At 65.0% G+C, this 15,854-nt stretch carries 13 protein-coding genes and 1 pseudogene; 6 read left to right on the forward strand and 8 right to left on the reverse strand.

The features are described 5' to 3' along the window. Nucleotides 1-45: 45 nt before the first annotated feature. Both XI09_RS32820 and XI09_RS32825 read right to left on the reverse strand, forming a co-directional pair. Nucleotides 46-1,932 carry a CHASE2 domain-containing protein gene (locus XI09_RS32820; RefSeq protein WP_271570555.1) on the reverse strand — a complete coding sequence of 629 codons (1,887 nt, stop codon included), beginning with the start codon at nucleotides 1,930-1,932 and terminating at the stop codon, nucleotides 46-48. 56 nt (nucleotides 1,933-1,988) lie between these two features. Further along, the gene (locus tag XI09_RS32825) at nucleotides 1,989-2,510 is read right to left on the reverse strand and encodes a FecR domain-containing protein (RefSeq protein ID WP_271570556.1); all 522 of its coding nucleotides are present in this window, start codon (nucleotides 2,508-2,510) and stop codon (nucleotides 1,989-1,991) included. Between the two features lie 687 nt (nucleotides 2,511-3,197). Here XI09_RS32825 and XI09_RS32830 point away from each other — a divergent pair. After that, nucleotides 3,198-4,271, forward strand: a complete 1,074-nt coding sequence (locus XI09_RS32830; RefSeq protein WP_271570557.1) for a DUF2778 domain-containing protein — start codon at nucleotides 3,198-3,200, stop codon at nucleotides 4,269-4,271. Nucleotides 4,272-4,302: 31 nt separating this feature from the next. Here the strand turns inward: XI09_RS32830 and XI09_RS32835 are convergent. Then, nucleotides 4,303-4,470, reverse strand: a pseudogene (locus XI09_RS32835) (caspase family protein); the annotation flags it as partial. Then, nucleotides 4,471-5,064 (reverse strand): cysteine hydrolase family protein, encoded by a 594-nt coding sequence (locus tag XI09_RS32840; protein WP_271570558.1) that lies wholly within the window; start codon nucleotides 5,062-5,064, stop codon nucleotides 4,471-4,473. Between the two features lie 130 nt (nucleotides 5,065-5,194). Here XI09_RS32840 and XI09_RS32845 point away from each other — a divergent pair, with 130 nt between their 5' ends. After that, nucleotides 5,195-6,034, forward strand: coding sequence for a LysR family transcriptional regulator (locus XI09_RS32845; protein WP_271570559.1), 840 nt, complete (start codon nucleotides 5,195-5,197; stop codon nucleotides 6,032-6,034). Nucleotides 6,035-6,172: 138 nt separating this feature from the next. Further along, on the forward strand, nucleotides 6,173-6,919 hold the full coding sequence (gene lepB / locus XI09_RS32850; RefSeq protein WP_271570560.1) for a signal peptidase I: 747 nt from the start codon (nucleotides 6,173-6,175) through the stop codon (nucleotides 6,917-6,919). Between the two features lie 249 nt (nucleotides 6,920-7,168). Here lepB and groL read toward each other — a convergent pair whose 3' ends face one another. Both groL and XI09_RS32860 read right to left on the reverse strand, forming a co-directional pair. Then, nucleotides 7,169-8,809: a chaperonin GroEL gene (gene groL, locus XI09_RS32855; protein ID WP_135174232.1), complete on the reverse strand. Its 1,641-nt coding sequence runs from the start codon at nucleotides 8,807-8,809 to the stop codon at nucleotides 7,169-7,171. Nucleotides 8,810-8,854: 45 nt separating this feature from the next. Continuing rightward, on the reverse strand, nucleotides 8,855-9,169 hold the full coding sequence (locus XI09_RS32860) for a co-chaperone GroES (RefSeq protein WP_014494241.1): 315 nt from the start codon (nucleotides 9,167-9,169) through the stop codon (nucleotides 8,855-8,857). 379 nt (nucleotides 9,170-9,548) lie between these two features. Between XI09_RS32860 and XI09_RS32865 the strand changes: the two genes are divergently transcribed. Continuing rightward, the gene (locus XI09_RS32865; RefSeq protein WP_092192329.1) at nucleotides 9,549-9,836 is read left to right on the forward strand and encodes an usg protein; all 288 of its coding nucleotides are present in this window, start codon (nucleotides 9,549-9,551) and stop codon (nucleotides 9,834-9,836) included. 7 nt (nucleotides 9,837-9,843) lie between these two features. Here XI09_RS32865 and XI09_RS32870 read toward each other — a convergent pair whose 3' ends face one another. Beyond that, nucleotides 9,844-11,970, reverse strand: coding sequence for an O-linked N-acetylglucosamine transferase, SPINDLY family protein (locus tag XI09_RS32870; protein ID WP_271570561.1), 2,127 nt, complete (start codon nucleotides 11,968-11,970; stop codon nucleotides 9,844-9,846). Nucleotides 11,971-12,189: 219 nt separating this feature from the next. Between XI09_RS32870 and XI09_RS32875 the strand changes: the two genes are divergently transcribed. Beyond that, entirely contained in the window at nucleotides 12,190-12,717 is a 528-nt protein-coding gene (locus XI09_RS32875) for a cupin domain-containing protein (RefSeq protein ID WP_271570562.1), read from the forward strand. Nucleotides 12,718-12,924: 207 nt separating this feature from the next. Here XI09_RS32875 and XI09_RS32880 read toward each other — a convergent pair whose 3' ends face one another. Next, nucleotides 12,925-14,175, reverse strand: a complete 1,251-nt coding sequence (locus tag XI09_RS32880; RefSeq protein WP_271570563.1) for a NupC/NupG family nucleoside CNT transporter — start codon at nucleotides 14,173-14,175, stop codon at nucleotides 12,925-12,927. Between the two features lie 172 nt (nucleotides 14,176-14,347). On the opposite strand from XI09_RS32880, the gene XI09_RS32885 reads away from it, so the two are divergent. Next, nucleotides 14,348-15,586 carry an MFS transporter gene (locus XI09_RS32885; RefSeq protein WP_271570564.1) on the forward strand — a complete coding sequence of 413 codons (1,239 nt, stop codon included), beginning with the start codon at nucleotides 14,348-14,350 and terminating at the stop codon, nucleotides 15,584-15,586. Nucleotides 15,587-15,854 lie beyond the last annotated feature (268 nt).

Raw genomic sequence — 15,854 nt, forward strand, 5'->3', positions numbered from 1 at the left:
TTTCGCGGGGACGACGGCGGAGTGTTTGGTGGGGTGGCCAGGGCCTCAGTCGATCATCTCGGCCTTGGTCGCGGCCTGGCTGGGCCCGTTCCGGTTGCGCCAGAACCAGACGGTCACGACGCCGGAGCGGCCGCGGACCTGCGTGAGCAGGGGGCCTGTCAGGACGCCGTCGGGAGCGCCGTGGAAGTCGGCGGCATCCAGCAGCGTATCGGTCAGCGCGAGCCGCGCATCGTTCTGGGCGGCGACCTCCATCAGCCGGCTCGCGACGTTGACGGTGTCGCCGGTCGCCGTGATGTGCTGGTGGCTTTCGCCGAGACGGGAGGCGACGATCGGGCCGAAATGCGCGCCGATCTTGAAGCCGAGCTGGCCCCCGATCGCAGGGGGCAGCGAGGCGATCCAGCGTTCGACGCCGCGATGCAGGTCGATCGAACATTTCAGCGCGCGCGCCGCGTCATCCGGCATTGCGTGTGGCAGTCCGAACAGGATCATGGCGCCGTCGCCGAGAAAGCCGGTGACCATGCCGCCGCAATCGACTGCCGCCTGGTCGATCAACGCGTGAAACGCCTTCAGGAGATCCCTGAGCGCGTCCGGATCGGTCCGCTCGCTCAGCGCCGTGAATCCGGAGAGATCGATGAAGACCACGGCGGCATCCTGCCGGACAGGCTTCGACAGGAAGTTCGGATCGCGCGCCAGCCAGTCCTGCACGGCGGGTGCCTGGAATAGCGCGAGCGATCTGCTCTTGGCGACGAAATACTGCGTGCGACGTCCTCCCGCCCACAATTGCACGCCGGCAAACACCGCAACCGGCGGCACCGCGGCTGCGAGCGTGGTCGCGGCATTCAGCCAGATGCCATGGGTGAACGCGAACAGATTGAGCCCGGCCCAGGCGAGCATCACCGCAGCTGCCGCGACGACGCCGATCGCGCTCCGCCGCCAGGCGAGCAGGCCCACCAGCAGCATCGGCAGCAGGATCGCGGCGAGCGCGTCGGCGATATGCACCTTGCGGTCGCGCACGATGCCGTCGCCGGCGACCAGATGGGTGATCGCGGTGGAGATCACCTCGACGCCGGGCATGAGGGAATCGAACGGCGTTGGATAGAAATCACCGCCGCCGGCGACCGAGGCGCCGATCACGACGATCCGGTTCTCGATGGCGGCGCGACTGAGCGTGCCGTCGAAGATGCTCTGCGCGCTGACGGTGCGGATGGTGCGGCGCGGGCCGTAATAGGTGATCGGCAGCGCGAAGTCGGTGTCGGTCGGCACCGCGCGATCGCCCAGCATGAGGTGATCCGGCGCGATCGTCAGCGGCTTGTCGAGCGCGCGGATCGCGACGCGCAAGGGGAATGACAGCTCGACCTTGTCGTGCGTCCGGAACAGCATCGGTACCGAGAGCGGCGAGCCGGATTGTCCCGTCGCGACGTTGACGACGCCGACCTCGGCGTGATCGGCAAATGCGGGCAAGGGCAGCAGGAAGCGCTCGGCTTGCGGCAGGACGGCGAGGGGACCCTCGCTGCCGGGCGCCACGGTCTCGCTGGCAGTCGGGAAGATCGCCGCGGCGGCGAGGACCATGGGACCGGTGGCGAGCGTGTTGGCCAGCGTGGCGTCGCCGATCGCGGCGCTGCGGTCGACCAGCAAGAGGTCGATCGCGACGACCTTCGGCTTGAACTGCACGATGGTGTCCACGACACGGGCGAGATCGGCGCGCGGCAGGGGATAGCTGCCGCCGCGTTTGACGACGGTGTCGTCGATCGCGACGATGGTGACGAGATCGGGCGGAGTCTGCACGCCGCGGACTTGCGTCCGCAGGTCGGTCAGGGTTGCTTCGAGGCGGTCGAGAAAGCGCAGATGGCCGTTGGCGTGAGCGGCATAGATGCCTGCACCCCACAGCGCGGTGAGGACGAGTGCCACCAGGATCTGAACGCGTCTAGTCATTACGTGCTGCAATCTTCTTTACGTACTGCAATCTTCTTCGTTTTGTCATCCGGGCCTTATTGACCCAGTCTTGCCATCAGCGCGTCGACGCGCGGCTGGCCCCATGTCTTGACGGTCAATGGACCGGTTGCCTCGACATCGACGCCTTCGCCAGGGCCTAGAACGACGCCGCGTCCGCGGCTCCTGCGGCTCACGCCGACACGGCCGTCGGCGACGAAGACCGCAGTTTTTGCATCGGCGACGTCGACGGCCCATTTGGTGCCGCGCACCGCGGCGATCGCCTGCGGCGTCAGCACCTTGAAGGGATTGCCGCCGGGCTTTTTGGGCACCTGGACCAGCAGCGCTTTGCTGCTCAACTCCACGGAGTCTATATGTCCGTCGCGGTTGGCGTCCTTAAGTTCAAATCTGGCGCCGTTTTCCGCAACGATGGTGATCCCGTTGTCGCAGCGCCAGGTCTGCGTGCCGGCGGCGGAGGGCGACGCCGTGCAGCCCGCATTGGCAGGCTGCGCGGCCACGTATCCCGTCAACAACGACGACCACGCCAGAGCGAAAAACCCGGCACGTGCGATCCCTCTCATGCCAGCCTCCGTTTGCGTGCGTGGTTTGCGTGCGTGGCACAGTTCAAGGCGATGTTGATACGGTACCGTATCTCACGCGGAGGCTGCTGAAAAGTGCCGCTTCTCGCAGGTATTTCGTTGCCGCGGCCTTTTCCAGACCTGCGCGATCAACTTTCGGTCAGGGCGCCGTGCTGCGTGAGCGCTCGGTGCGGTGTGTGATGTGTGTGAGCGTTGCCGCCATTCCGCTGACGTCGGGGCGCCGAAAGACGGAGGGAACGCCCGCGCGCGCCAGCCTCGCGCAACGCTTCGCCGCTATGGTCAGGCCGCATTGAAGACCACGAAAATGACTTGGTTGGATGCGCCTAGAGAGGCGGTCAAAGACGTCCTCTGACCGCACCGATCCGGCCGAGAATTATAGTTAACAGACGCGTCTAAGTCCGTAGTTCTGCGGGCTTTTTTCTCGAAATGGGACGGCGTTAACGAGTTGCCCCATATCTGCCCGAACTTAATCCGCATTTAACTAAAAGTCGCCTTAATGACGCTCCGGCCCTCTGCGAGATGCTGTTCCCGGAACTTGACCAGCAGCGGCACTTCGAAGGGGGACTGAGTGACACCGTCCTGGACGCAAGGCGAATGAGTACGAGTATCGCTGCGCAAAACAACGCGGCACGGAAGTCCAAGAATTCATATCGGAAGCCTTCCCGGAAAATGACTACCCAAAACGTGCTTGGCGCCGCTTTGATCGGCTGCGTCGTGCTTGGCGCCGGCTGGACCGTCTACAGCAACATCTTCGCCGCCAGCGTCTATCCGACCGTCGGCAGCAACGGCTACGACGAGCCCGTGATCAAGCGCGCGCCCAAGGTCGCGCTGCGCGAGGCGGGCGATGCCATCAAGGAAGCTTTTGCGCTCCTGCCGGACCGTTTGCAGGTCGCAGCCCCCATCTCGCGCGAGATGTTCAACGAGCGCTTCGCCGCGGCTGCGACGCAAGGCGTGGAGTCGAATGCGGCGAGCGCCGCCCCCGCAACCAAGATTGCCGAGGCCCCGAAGCAGAGCGTGATCGCGAAGGTCGCGGAAGCGCTGAAGCCGGCGGCCCCGGCCAGGGTTGCCGACAAGACCGCGGACAAGGCCAAGCGTGCGCCGGATGCGACGGTGCAGCTGGCTTCGGCCGATCCGGCCGAGATCGTGCCGGCGCCCGAAGCGAAGCCAAAATCCTTTGCCGACCGCGCCAAGGCCGCGGTGATGTCGATCACCGGGCCGCGCCAGTCGATGGTCGAGAGGCTCTGGGGCAAGCGCGAGTCCTCCGGCGGACTGCTCGCCTATGCCTCGGCCGATGCCAGCGTGACCGCGTCCATCGCACCGAGGGAGCAGAACCCCATGCTCGGCGGTTCGGCGCCCTATGAGCGCGACACCGCGGTCTACGACATCACCGCCAAGACGGTTTATCTGCCCGACGGCACCAAGCTCGAGGCGCATTCCGGCCTCGGCTCCAATCTCGACGATCCCCGTTCCTCGCGCGTCCGCATGCGCGGCGTGACGCCGCCGCACATCTACACGCTGAAGCCGCGCGAGGCGCTGTTCCACGGCGTGCCGGCGCTGCGCCTGACCCCGATCGGCGGCGAGAGCGCGATCTACGGCCGCGACGGCCTGCTCGCGCACACCTTCATGCTCGGGCCGAACGGCGACTCCAACGGCTGCGTGTCGTTCAAGGACTATTACGCGTTTCTCGACGCCTACCGCAACAAGGGCATCCGCAAGCTCGCGGTGCTGGCGCGGGTGGAGTGAGGCGCAGCGCGCCTCACCGCTTTCTGCACGATCAGCGTTTGACGAAAACCAGGTTGCAGGCACGCGCCTCATTGCGCTTGCCGCTGCCGCGTTCGAACTGCGCATCGACCGTAAAGGCGAAGGGAGAGCCCGGCGGCAGGTTATTGAGGGTGTAAGTGCTCGCCCCTGTCGTGCCGCGCGCGCTCAACCTGCGCTCCCCTCACGCCAGCGCATCGCTTGGCGCGATGATCGCGAAGCGGTCCGACAATTCCGCCAGCGCGACTTCGTGAATGGTCCTTGCCAAGAGGGCTCCGCCGCGGCCGTCGGGCAGGTCCCGCGTGGCGCAGGCGTCGGCCGCGATGGTCGTGCGCAGGCCGAGGTCGAGCGCCGCGCGCGCGGTCGACGAGACGCACATGTGGGTCATGAAGCCCGCCAGCACGATGTTCGTGCGCCCGGTCGCCGCCAATCGTGCCTGCAGGTCGGTGCCGGCAAACGCATTCGGCAGCGCCTTCTCGATCACCGGCTCGGTCGCGAGCGGCGCCAGGCTGGCGACGATCGCGCCGCGCTCGGCCTCACGGTCGAACAGGCTGCCGGCGCGGCCCTTGTGCGCGATGTGGAAGATCGCGGCGTCGCTCTGCCGGGCGCGCGCGAGCAGCTTCGCGGCGATGGCGATCGCGGGCTCGGCGTCGGGCAAGGCGAGGGGGCCGGCGCGATATTCGTTCTGGATGTCGATCAGCACGAGGCAGGAATCGGCGAGCTTGGGCGGAGTGAGATCGGCGCCGGCGAGTTCGAGCAGGGTCTTGGGAGCGGTCATACTGGTCAGGCCTTTCGGGAGCAATCGATGCGGCGACACTAGCGCGGCGGAGGCCTGCCATTGTGCAGGATTGTTGCAGCATACGGCTGCAGATTTGCAGGGCGAGGCGGCGCCTGCTAGGCTCATCCCCATGAATTGGGACGATCTGCGCATCATCGCCGCAGTAAGGGACGAGGGCACCTATGCCGGCGCCAGCGCGCGGCTGCGCATCGACGAGACCACCGTCGGCCGCCGGCTCGCGCGCATCCAGCGCGATCTCGGCGTGCCGCTGTTCGATGCGGTGGACGGCCAGCGGCGGCCGACGCGCCATTGCGAAGCGGTGCTCGAGCATGTCAGCGCGATGGCCGCGCATGTCGCGGCGATCGACCGTATCGGTGAGAGCCGGCCGGGGGCGGTCGGCCGCCTGCGCATCGCCTCGACCAATGCGGTCGCCGAAGAGCTGCTGGCGCCGCGCGCTGGCGCCTTCCTGCGCGATCACCCCGGCCTGACCCTGCAATTCCTCACCTCCAGCGGCAACGTCAAATTCTCCCGCTGGCAGGCCGACCTTGCCATTCGCCTGCGCAAGCCGGAGAAGGGCGACTTCACCATCTCCAAGCTCGCCGATGTCAGGCTGTATTTCTTCGAACCCACGGACCGCAGCGGCGGCGAGCCGGTCGCCTGCGTCTTTCCGGACGAGCTCGATGCCATTCCCGAACAGCAGTTCCTGCGCGCGAAGCGGCTGAAGAACGTCCGCTGCGTCACCGACAATGTCCGGATCGTCAGGACCATGATCCAGTCGCATCAGGCCGTCGGCGTGCTGCCCGAGCACAGCTGTGGGGCGCTGCTTGCCGACCGCAGCCTGCGCGCCACGCTTCTGCCGAGGCGCCGCGACGTCTGGCTGCTGGTGCAGAACCACCTCAAGCGCGATCCCGCGACGCGCCTGACGATCGACTGGATCCGCCACTGCTTCAAGGATTTGTCGTCCGGCTGACCGCAAGTCGGTGCCGAGGGCCTTGCGTTGAACGCAGTCTGCGCGAGGTGCGACCAAATTTCGAAGACTTGCGAGGGTTGCATACGCGCGAAGGTTGCGTAATCTCGCGGCAGTTGCGGGTTGGGACAGGGCAGGCGCATGACCACTTTTCAGGACACCATCCGCCCCTCGGCGCAATCGCGGGAATGGAAGGCGATCGTCATCCTGATCCTGCTGATTCCGGTGCTGTGGTCGCCGCCGTTCCTGTTTCGCTTCTTCCTGTACCAGCCGTTCAACATCCCCTCCAATTCGATGGCGCCGACGCTGATGGTGGGCGACTACGTCTTTGCCGCGAAATCGGCCTACGGCTACGACCGCTATTCGTTTCCTTTCGCGCCGTCCTGGATTTCGGGCCGCATCTTCGCCACTGATCCCGACTACGGCGACGTCGTCGTGTTTCGCACGGCGAAGGACACCTCGGTGGACTACGTCAAGCGCGTGGTGGCGCTGCCGGGCGACCGGGTCCAGATGCGCGACGGCCGGCTCATCCTCAACAACAAGCCGGTGACCCGCATTGCGCTGGCGAGCGTGCCTGGCGACTCCGCCTGCGGGCTCGATCCCGGCGCGAAGGTCAAGCGCTGGCGCGAGACGCTGCCGAACGGCGCGAGCTATCTGACCTACGACTGCGTCGACAATGGCTACCTCGACAACACCAGCGTCTACACGGTGCCGTCAGGCCATTTCTTCGCGCTCGGCGACAACCGCGACAACTCCACCGACAGCCGCATGATGTCGGTGATGGGCTTCGTCCCGATGGACCATCTCGTCGGCCGGGTGACGCGGATCTTCTGGTCGCTCGACGAAAACGGCGAGCCGCACATGGAGCGGCTGGGGCAGGTGTGGTGAGGCTCGACTGTCTCGGCTGTCATTCCGGGGCGCGCGAAGCGCGAGCCCGGAATCCATAACCCCAGGCGGATGGAATGGCCTACTACGTCTACATCCTCGCAAGCAGGAAGCACGGCACGCTGACGAGGGAAGAGAGTTTCTCAAAAAAAACCCCGGCATCGCTGCCGGGGTTTCGTAGTTGTGGAGCGAGATCCCGGATTTGCAGTGCACCGCTTCGCGCTGCACTGCGTCCGGGACGACTTCGTCGCCTTAGAAGTCCATGCCGCCCATGCCGCCGCCCGGAGGCATCGCGGGGCCGGCGCCGCCCTTCTTGGGCAGCTCGGCGACCATGGCTTCCGTGGTGATCAGCAGAGCCGCAACCGAGGCTGCGTTCTGGATCGCGGTGCGGACCACCTTGGTCGGGTCGATGATGCCCTTCTTGACGAGGTCGCCGTATTCGCCGGTCTGGGAGTCGAAGCCGTAGGCGTACGACTTGTTCTCCAGCACCTTGCCGACGATCACCGAGCCGTCTTCACCGGCGTTGATCGCGATCTGGCGAGCGGGAGCCGACAGCGCCTTGCGCACGATCTCGACGCCGGTCTTCTGGTCGTCGTTCTTGGTGCGCAGGCCCTTGAGCTGCTCGGAGGCACGGAGCAGGGCGACGCCGCCGCCCGGGACGATGCCTTCTTCCACGGCCGCGCGGGTCGCATGCATCGCGTCATCAACGCGATCCTTGCGCTCCTTCACCTCGACCTCGGTCGCGCCGCCGACGCGGATCACCGCGACGCCGCCAGCGAGCTTGGCGAGACGCTCCTGGAGCTTCTCACGGTCGTAGTCCGAGGTGGTTTCCTCGATCTGCGCCTTGATCTGGGACACGCGCGCCTCGATGTCGGCCTTCTTGCCGGCGCCGTTGACGATCGTGGTGTTCTCCTTGTCGATCATCACCTTCTTGGCGCGACCGAGCATGTTGAGCGTGACGTTCTCGAGCTTGATGCCGAGATCTTCCGAGATCGCCTGGCCGCCGGTCAGGATCGCGATGTCCTGGAGCATGGCCTTGCGGCGATCGCCGAAGCCCGGAGCCTTGACGGCCGCGACCTTCAGGCCGCCACGGAGGCGGTTCACGACCAGGGTGGCGAGGGCTTCGCCTTCGACGTCCTCGGCGACGATGACCAGCGGCTTGCCGGTCTGCACCACGGCCTCGAGCAGCGGCAGCAGCTCGTTCAGCGAGGAGAGCTTCTTCTCGTTGATGAGGATGTAGGCGTCGTCCATCTCAACGCGCATCTTGTCGGCGTTGGTGACGAAGTAGGGCGAGATGTAGCCGCGGTCGAACTGCATGCCCTCGACGACGTCGAGCTCGGTCTCGAGCGACTTGGCTTCCTCGACGGTGATGACACCTTCGTTGCCGACCTTCTTCATGGCGTCGGAGAGGAACTTGCCGATCTCCTGGTCGCCGTTGGCCGAGATGGTGCCGACCTGGGCGATCTCTTCGTTCGAGGTGACCTTCTTGGAGTTCTTGACGAGGTCCGCAACGACGGCTTCGACCGCGAGGTCGATACCGCGCTTGAGGTCCATCGGGTTCATGCCGGCGGCAACCGACTTGGCGCCTTCGCGCACGATCGCCTGGGCGAGCACGGTCGCGGTGGTGGTGCCGTCGCCGGCCGCGTCAGCGGACTTGGAGGCGACTTCGCGCACCATCTGGGCGCCCATGTTCTCGAACTTGTCCTCGAGCTCGATCTCCTTGGCGACGGTTACGCCGTCCTTGGTGATGCGGGGAGCGCCGAACGACTTGTCGAGCACCACGTTGCGGCCCTTCGGACCGAGCGTGACCTTCACCGCGTTGGCGAGAATGTCGACGCCGCGCAGCATCTTGTCGCGCGCTTCAACCGAGAATTTGACTTCTTTAGCTGCCATCTGGATTTTTCCTTAGGTGTTTGGCTGGGGGCGAGAGGGGGGCTCTTAGGCCGCCTTCTTCTTGGAAGCGGGGACGTCGAGGACGCCCATGATGTCGCTTTCCTTCATGATCAGCAGATCGACGCCGTCGATCTTGACCTCGGTGCCGGACCACTTGCCGAACAGCACGCGGTCGCCGACCTTCAGGTCGATCGGGATCAGCTTGCCGGCTTCGTCGCGGCCACCGGGGCCGACGGCGACGACTTCGCCCTGCGAGGGCTTTTCCTTGGCAGTGTCGGGAATGATGATGCCGCCAGCGGTCTTCTCTTCTGCGTCAATGCGCTTGACCACGACGCGGTCGTGAAGCGGACGGAATTTCATGCAGTCCTCCTAAGCAATTGCTCGGGTTGATGATTTCAGATTGTTGGCAGTCTGTGCCCGCGAGTGCTAGCACAGGCGAGGCTGAAATAGGACAGGAATTTTGCGGGGGCAAGGGCTTCTAGCAGAAAAATCGGCACTCAGAAGGCCTGTCTGCCAGAATCTCTTTCCCATCGTTAACCGTCAGCCGGACCGTATTAGCACGGAGCCGTCTCTGCTGCTAACGCATTGAATTTCAACAGCTTGTTAAACTTTTGGGCTTGAGATGGATTGTCAGTTTGCGTCACATTTCTCTCATGTGAGCGCATCTCCACCGGGTGGCTCGTAAGCAGCGTACCGGATCAAGCCGCCCCCTGAATGCGCTCCTGCAAAGGAGGTTGGCATGGTCTCGCGGGTTGGGGTGGTTTCCGACGACTTCCGGAAACAGGTGCTGGGTTACGGGCTGACGACGGCTGAAATTCTCTATCGGATGCCGGATCATCCCTCGCTGCTCCAGACCTATGTCTGGCAGAACTACGATCTCTTTCCGAAATTCCCGGCGCTGACCGACTTCCTGGCATTCTGGCAGCAGAAGCTCGACGGTCCCTTGTTCTCGGTCACCGTCGCGCATTCCAAGCTGATCAAGCCGGCCGAACTACGTGCAGTCGACGGCGTGTTCAGGTTGCATTGAGCAGAGATCAGGCGCCGCCGCTGCAATAGCGTTTCCACATCGCGCGATAGGCCTCGTCTACCGCTTGCGCGTAGGCGACCGGGTTGCAGGCGGGCGCAGCCCTGACCTGTCCGGGCAGCTCGCGGCGCAATTTGTCGAGGTCGTCGATCTGCGCTGCACGGCTCACCGCGATGTCGACATATGCCTCCTCGCTATCCGTAACCCAGTCCGGCAGGCCAAGCGCGGAGAGGATGGCGCCGCCGGCTCGGCTGGGCAGACTGTTCCCGAGCTTCGCCACCACGGGCACGCCCATCTGCAAGGCTTCCAATGTGCTGACGCCGCCGTTCTGCGGGAACGGATCGAGGGCAATATCGACGCGATGGAACGATGTCAGATGATCGATTCGCAAGGTGGTTCCGAGCAGATCGACGCGTTCGGCCGGCACTCCGCAAGTTGCAAGCCGTGCCAGCAAATTGTCGCGGACCAGTTGATCGTCCAGCGCAACATCCTTGATCAGCAGCCGTGACCCCGGCACTCGCTCGAGAATCCTGGACCAGGTCTGCGCGGCCTCGTCCGAAATCTTGCTGATGCGATTGAAGACACCGAATGTGACGAAGCCGTTCGAGGTCGCCGGCGTTGACGCTCGCGCAAGCTCGATCGGCAGCGGCTCCAGCGTGACAAAGCACGGCAGATCGACAACGGTTTCCGCAAACAGATGCCGAACCGCGGCAGGAATCGCGACCGGGTCCGAGAACAGATAATCGATCGTTGGCAGACCGGTGCCAGTACCGTGGCCCCAGCCATGCACCTGGATCGGCGCCGGCTTGCACGCAAACACGCCGAGGCGGTTTCCTTTGGTATGGCCGGACAGATCGATCAGGATATCGACGCCATCGGCGCGGATCTGACCGGCGAGGCGATCGTCGCTCCATTGCGAGGCGTCGTGCCAGCGATCGGCGATCTTTTGAAATTCGTCGGTCGCCGCATCCGCTTTTGACGAGCAAGAGTAGCACACGATCTCGAACTGTTCCCGGTCATGGTATTGCAGGACCGGCTTGAAGATGAACGCGGCCGAATGCGCGTTGAAGTCCGCCGAGACATAACCAAGCACCAGAGGGCGATCCGGATCTCGGCTGTTGTCGTGCGGTCTCGCCGCTTCTGAAGCGACTTTCGCGCCGATCTGCTCCCACCATACTTGCCGCGCTTGCTGATGCTGCTCGACGCTGGCATCGGCCAAGAAATCAAGTGCGAAGATCTTGTTGGAGATCGCGCTCGGGAAGTCAGGCGTGATGGCAAGAGCCCTGTCGAAACTGGCCAGGGCTTCGTCGACCCGGCCAAGTCCGGCGAGACAAAGGCCCAGCACCAGGTGAGCTTGAGCGGAATCGGGATCGATCGCGAGGGCCTTCTCGCAATCGGGCAATGCTTCGGCCATTTGCTGGAGATGGAGCGAGACGCTGGCCCGCCAGAGCCACCCGTTCACGTCGTCGGGTGCCAGGGCGACTGCCCGATTGCAATCCGCCATGGCTTCGTCAAATCGCAGAAGCTCCTGCAATGCGACGGCGCGGTTCGCCAGCGCCGAGGCATAGTCAGGCTTGATCGATAGCGCGCGGTTCAAGCTTGCGAGGGCCTCGTCATAATTGCGCAGACGGCAGAGCACCCAACCCCGGCCGTTGTGGGCTTCGGCAAGGTTTCCGTCAATTGCGAGCGCCTTGTCGTAGCACGCGAGCGCTTCCTGAAGATCGAGGGTCACGCTCGCGTTGCCGAGATTGGACAGGGCTAAGGCGTAGTTGGGGCGTAAGGCGAGGGCCCTTCGATAGCTCTCGCAGGCCTCATCGTGACGTCGTAGCCCGTTCAGCGCGACGCCTCGGCTCATGTGAGCATCGGCAGATCGCGGATCCACGGCAACCGCCCGGCTCAGCAGAATTTCGGCTTGCTGATAGTTCTTGGCGTCGGACTCCAGAACGCCGAGCATATGCAGCGCGATGAACTGGTTGGGTGCGAGTTGCAGGAGTTGGCGATAGGCAGCCTGCGCCTCGCGGAGAAGCCCCTTCTTGTGCAACTGGAGGGCGTGCCCGAGCAATGGCAGCACCTCGGCTTCCTGCCGTTTCTGAAGCCGGGCATTCTTGAATGCACGCTGGCCTACGCTGTTGCTCATGAATCAATTCCCCCAGAATCTCTCTGACGAGATTAATTCAGCGAGGGAGCCAATACGAGACGACGGCCGCTCGCGACGCCAGCTTGGGACAAGCTACGACCGATCGGCGTCATGGCGTGACTAGCCTAAGCCCGCGATTGCTGCCTCGTCCAAGACTGGATAGTCTGCCTTCGGGGCGTACCCGTCCGGTGGGCACGGCCCGGATCAGGGAGGCAGACAATGGCCAAGCGAAAGGCATCAAGACCCGCAACCAAGACCGCGGTGAAGAAGCGGAGCGGCGCCAAGGCGGCGGCGCGATCCTCGGCGCGCAAGGCGGTGAAGGCGAAGGCTCGCACGACCTCGCCGAAGAAGCCCGTGCGTCCCCGGCAGCGCGTCGCGATCAGCCATCACCGCGAGGAAGACTTCAAGGCCGATGGCCTGCGCGCCTACGCGAAGTACCGCGACCTCGGTATCGCCGAAGCAAGCCACGGCCTCGCGCAAGCACACGTGATCCGGCTGCAGGGGCCCTGCAATCCGGCAGAAGTCTCAAAGCTTCACTTCCACGACGTCGAATTCCAGATGGTCTATGTCCTCAAGGGCTGGGTGAAGACCTACATGGACGGGCAGGGCGAGACGCTGATGAAAGAGGGCAGCGCCTGGACCCAGCCGCCGAAGATCAAGCACATGATCCTGGATTATTCTGATGACGTCGAGCTGCTGGAGGTGATCCTGCCGGCGGAGTTCAAGACGGTGGAGTTGAAGGCGTAGACGCTTGCTCCTCCGTCATTGCGAGCGCAGCGAAGCAATCCAGCATCCCTCCGCGGAAGCAGTCTGGATTGCTTCGTCGCAAGAGCTCCTCGCAATGACGGGCTCCTTGTCGCCCGGATGGAGCGAAGCGTAATCCGGGGCCGCTGCTTGCGACGGCGCACACTTTCCCGGATTGCGCTGCGCTCCATCCGGGCTACGGGCTCTTCGCTACGCTAACACCCCCACGATCGCCCCCATGAGGCACGTCGTCAGCGTCCCCGACACGATCGACTTCAGCCCGAGCGCGTTGATCTCCTCGCGGCGCTCCGGGGCCATCACCCCTAAGCCGCCGATCATGATGCCGAGGCTGGCGAAGTTGGCGAAGCCGCACATCGCGTAGAGCATGATCAGGCGCGAGCGTGTGTCCAGCGCATCCGGCGCGAGCTTCGACAGGTCGACATAGGCGATCAGTTCGTTGAGCACCGTTTTCGTGCCCATCAGGCTGCCGGCCGTCACCGCCTGATCCCAGGGCAATCCCATCAGCCAGCACACCGGCGCCATGACGAGGCCAAGCAGGCGCTGCAACGAGATCGCGGCGCCGCCGATATCAGGCAACAGGCCGAGGATGGCGTTGACGAGATAGACCAGCGCCACCAGCACCAGCAGCATGGCGACGATGTTGATCAGCAGCTCAATCCCCGCGCCGGTGCCCTTCACGATCGCATCCATCGTGCCGGAGACCTCCATCTCGGGATCCTCCAGCGCGCCGCCGGTGCGCTTGTCCGATGTCTCCGGCACCATGATCAGGCTGACGAGGATCGCAGCCGGCGCGCCCAGCACCGAGGCGATGACGAAGTGTGCAGCCGCATCGGGGATCAACGGCGCGAGTAGTGTGGCGTAGAGCACCAGCACCGTGCCGGCGATGCCGGCCATGCCGCCCGTCATCACCAGGAACAATTCGCTGCGCGTCATCTGCGCCAGATACGGCCGCACGAACAGCGGCGCCTCGACCATGCCGAGGAAGATGTTGGCCGCGGTCGACAGGCCCACCGCGCCACCGACGCCGAGCGTGCGTTCAAGGAGCCAGGCCATGCCGCGCACGATCGGCGGCAGCACCCGCCAATAGAACAGCAGCGTCGTCAGCACGCTCATGACCAGGACGATCGGCAGCGCCTGGAACGCCAGGATGAAGTCGGCGCCGGGCGCCTTCAGGTCGAAGGGCAGGGGGCCGCCGCCGATATAGCCGAACACGAAGGAGGAGCCCGCGCGCGAGGCCGCGGAGATCGCGCCGACCGCGTCGTTGATGGCGCCGAAGGCATGGGCGACGACCGGCAGCTTCAGGAGCACGGCCGCGGTGACGAAGGTTACGACAAGGCCGATCGCCGCCTGGCGCAGCGAGACCGCGCGGCGATTCTCTGCCAACGCCCACGCGATCAGCAGCAATGCGAAAATGCCGAGTGCCGATTGCAGCCGCAGCATGATGTCCCCAAACCCTCTGTGATTATGGCCGCGCGTGCGTTGCAAAGGCAATGCCGGGACGCGCGGGAAACGCCAGGCTGTTGACAAGCAGGCCGGCCTCAGTCACGCGGGGGCACGTCGAGGTCAAGGGGGCGAACGGTCGAGGGTGACCCAAAAGGCGATCCAAGAGGCGATGCCGGAGCAGCCAATATCCGATAATCCGCCGGTCAGCGCCGGCGCGCTGCTCTCCCACCGCGCCTTCCTGTTCTTCCTGCTCTCGCGCAGCCTGTCGCGCTTTTCCAGCCAGATCGCGGCGGTCGCGATCGGCTGGCAGATCTACGACCTCACCGGCTCGGCCTTCGACCTCGGCATGGTCGGCCTCGTGCAGTTCCTGCCCACCGCGCTGCTCGTCTTCGTCGCCGGCCACGCCGCCGACCGTTTTGAGCGCAAGCGCGTGGTCCAGCTCTGCCAGCTCGTGGAAGCGGCGACCGCGCTCTATCTCGCGATCATCACCTATCTCGGTGCGGTCAGCGAAGTGCAGATCTTCATCGCGACCTTCGTGCTCGGCATCGCCGGCGCCTTCGAAAGCCCGACCACCGCGGCGCTGCTGCCGCTGATCGCGCCGCAGGGCTCGCTCCAGCGGGCAACGGCAGTCGCGAGCGGCGCCGGGCAGGTGGCGACCATCACGGGTCCCGCGCTCGGCGGTTTTGCCTACGCGGTCGCGCCGCATCTTGCCTATGCCGTGATGCTGCTGTTCTGGATTCTCGGGATGATCTTGACCGGCTTCATCCGGCCGCGCCCGCAGGCGGTGGCCAAGGTGGGGACGGGCTCGGACAATATCTTTGCCGGGGTCCGCTTCATTCGGCGCAATCCGGCGATCCTCGGCACCATCTCGCTCGACCTGTTCGCGGTGCTGTTCGGCGGCGTTACCGCGCTGTTGCCGATCTATGCCCGCGACATCCTCCAGACCGGTCCGGTCGGGCTCGGCGTGTTGCGCGCCGCGCCGGCGGTCGGCGCGCTGCTGATGACCATGGTGCTGGCGCGCCACGCCATCTCGCGGCATGTGGGCCTGCGCATGTTCCAGGCCGTGATCGTGTTCGGCATCGCGACCATCGTGTTCGCGCTGTCGTCATGGATGTGGCTGTCGGTGCTGTCGCTCGCGATCCTCGGCGCCGCCGACACGATCAGCGTCGTGATCCGCTTCTCGCTGGTGCAGCTGTCCACACCCGACGAGATGCGCGGCCGGGTCGGCGCGGTGAATTTCCTCTTCATCAACGCCTCCAACCAGCTCGGCCAGTTCGAGAGCGGCGTGGCGGCCGCATTGTTCGGCGCGATGCCGGCGGCGGTGCTCGGCGGCGTCTGCACCGTTGCGGTGGCGCTGTTGTGGATGAAGCTGTTTCCGAGCCTGCGGCGGGTGGAGAGTTTGGAGTAGGGGGCTCGCTCTCTCATCCGCCAATGGCGATGGTGATCGCATTTGACGTGAGAGCTTGGGGCACCGAAGCGTCCCCTGCGTCATGGCCGGGCTTGTCCCGGCCATCCACGTCTTGCCAGGTGGTACCAAGCACGTGGATGCCCGGGACAGCCCGGGCATGACGACCTCTCTGCCCATCATTGCTTCGCTGCGTGCGCAATGACGATTGTTGAGGCAGCTCGTGGACTTACCTCGCGTCACCCCGGCGGCCGAGCCGCAATAGGCGCCC

The organism is Bradyrhizobium sp. CCBAU 11386, from assembly GCF_028128955.1.
In the GTDB taxonomy this organism is placed as follows: domain Bacteria; phylum Pseudomonadota; class Alphaproteobacteria; order Rhizobiales; family Xanthobacteraceae; genus Bradyrhizobium.

What these genes read in the sequence shown, in the direction of transcription:
- lepB (WP_271570560.1), top strand. Translation starts at nt 6,173, where the DNA reads ATGACCACTTTTCAGGACACCATCCGCCCCTCGGCGCAATCGCGGGAA.
- XI09_RS32875 (WP_271570562.1), top strand. Translation starts at nt 12,190, where the DNA reads ATGGCCAAGCGAAAGGCATCAAGACCCGCAACCAAGACCGCGGTGAAG.
- XI09_RS32830 (WP_271570557.1), top strand. Translation starts at nt 3,198, where the DNA reads ATGACTACCCAAAACGTGCTTGGCGCCGCTTTGATCGGCTGCGTCGTG.
- XI09_RS32845 (WP_271570559.1), top strand. Translation starts at nt 5,195, where the DNA reads ATGAATTGGGACGATCTGCGCATCATCGCCGCAGTAAGGGACGAGGGC.
- XI09_RS32840 (WP_271570558.1), bottom strand. Translation starts at nt 5,064, where the DNA reads ATGACCGCTCCCAAGACCCTGCTCGAACTCGCCGGCGCCGATCTCACT.
- XI09_RS32885 (WP_271570564.1), top strand. Translation starts at nt 14,348, where the DNA reads ATGCCGGAGCAGCCAATATCCGATAATCCGCCGGTCAGCGCCGGCGCG.
- XI09_RS32860 (WP_014494241.1), bottom strand. Translation starts at nt 9,169, where the DNA reads ATGAAATTCCGTCCGCTTCACGACCGCGTCGTGGTCAAGCGCATTGAC.
- XI09_RS32820 (WP_271570555.1), bottom strand. Translation starts at nt 1,932, where the DNA reads ATGACTAGACGCGTTCAGATCCTGGTGGCACTCGTCCTCACCGCGCTG.
- XI09_RS32865 (WP_092192329.1), top strand. Translation starts at nt 9,549, where the DNA reads ATGGTCTCGCGGGTTGGGGTGGTTTCCGACGACTTCCGGAAACAGGTG.
- XI09_RS32880 (WP_271570563.1), bottom strand. Translation starts at nt 14,175, where the DNA reads ATGCTGCGGCTGCAATCGGCACTCGGCATTTTCGCATTGCTGCTGATC.
- XI09_RS32870 (WP_271570561.1), bottom strand. Translation starts at nt 11,970, where the DNA reads ATGAGCAACAGCGTAGGCCAGCGTGCATTCAAGAATGCCCGGCTTCAG.
- XI09_RS32825 (WP_271570556.1), bottom strand. Translation starts at nt 2,510, where the DNA reads ATGAGAGGGATCGCACGTGCCGGGTTTTTCGCTCTGGCGTGGTCGTCG.
- groL (WP_135174232.1), bottom strand. Translation starts at nt 8,809, where the DNA reads ATGGCAGCTAAAGAAGTCAAATTCTCGGTTGAAGCGCGCGACAAGATG.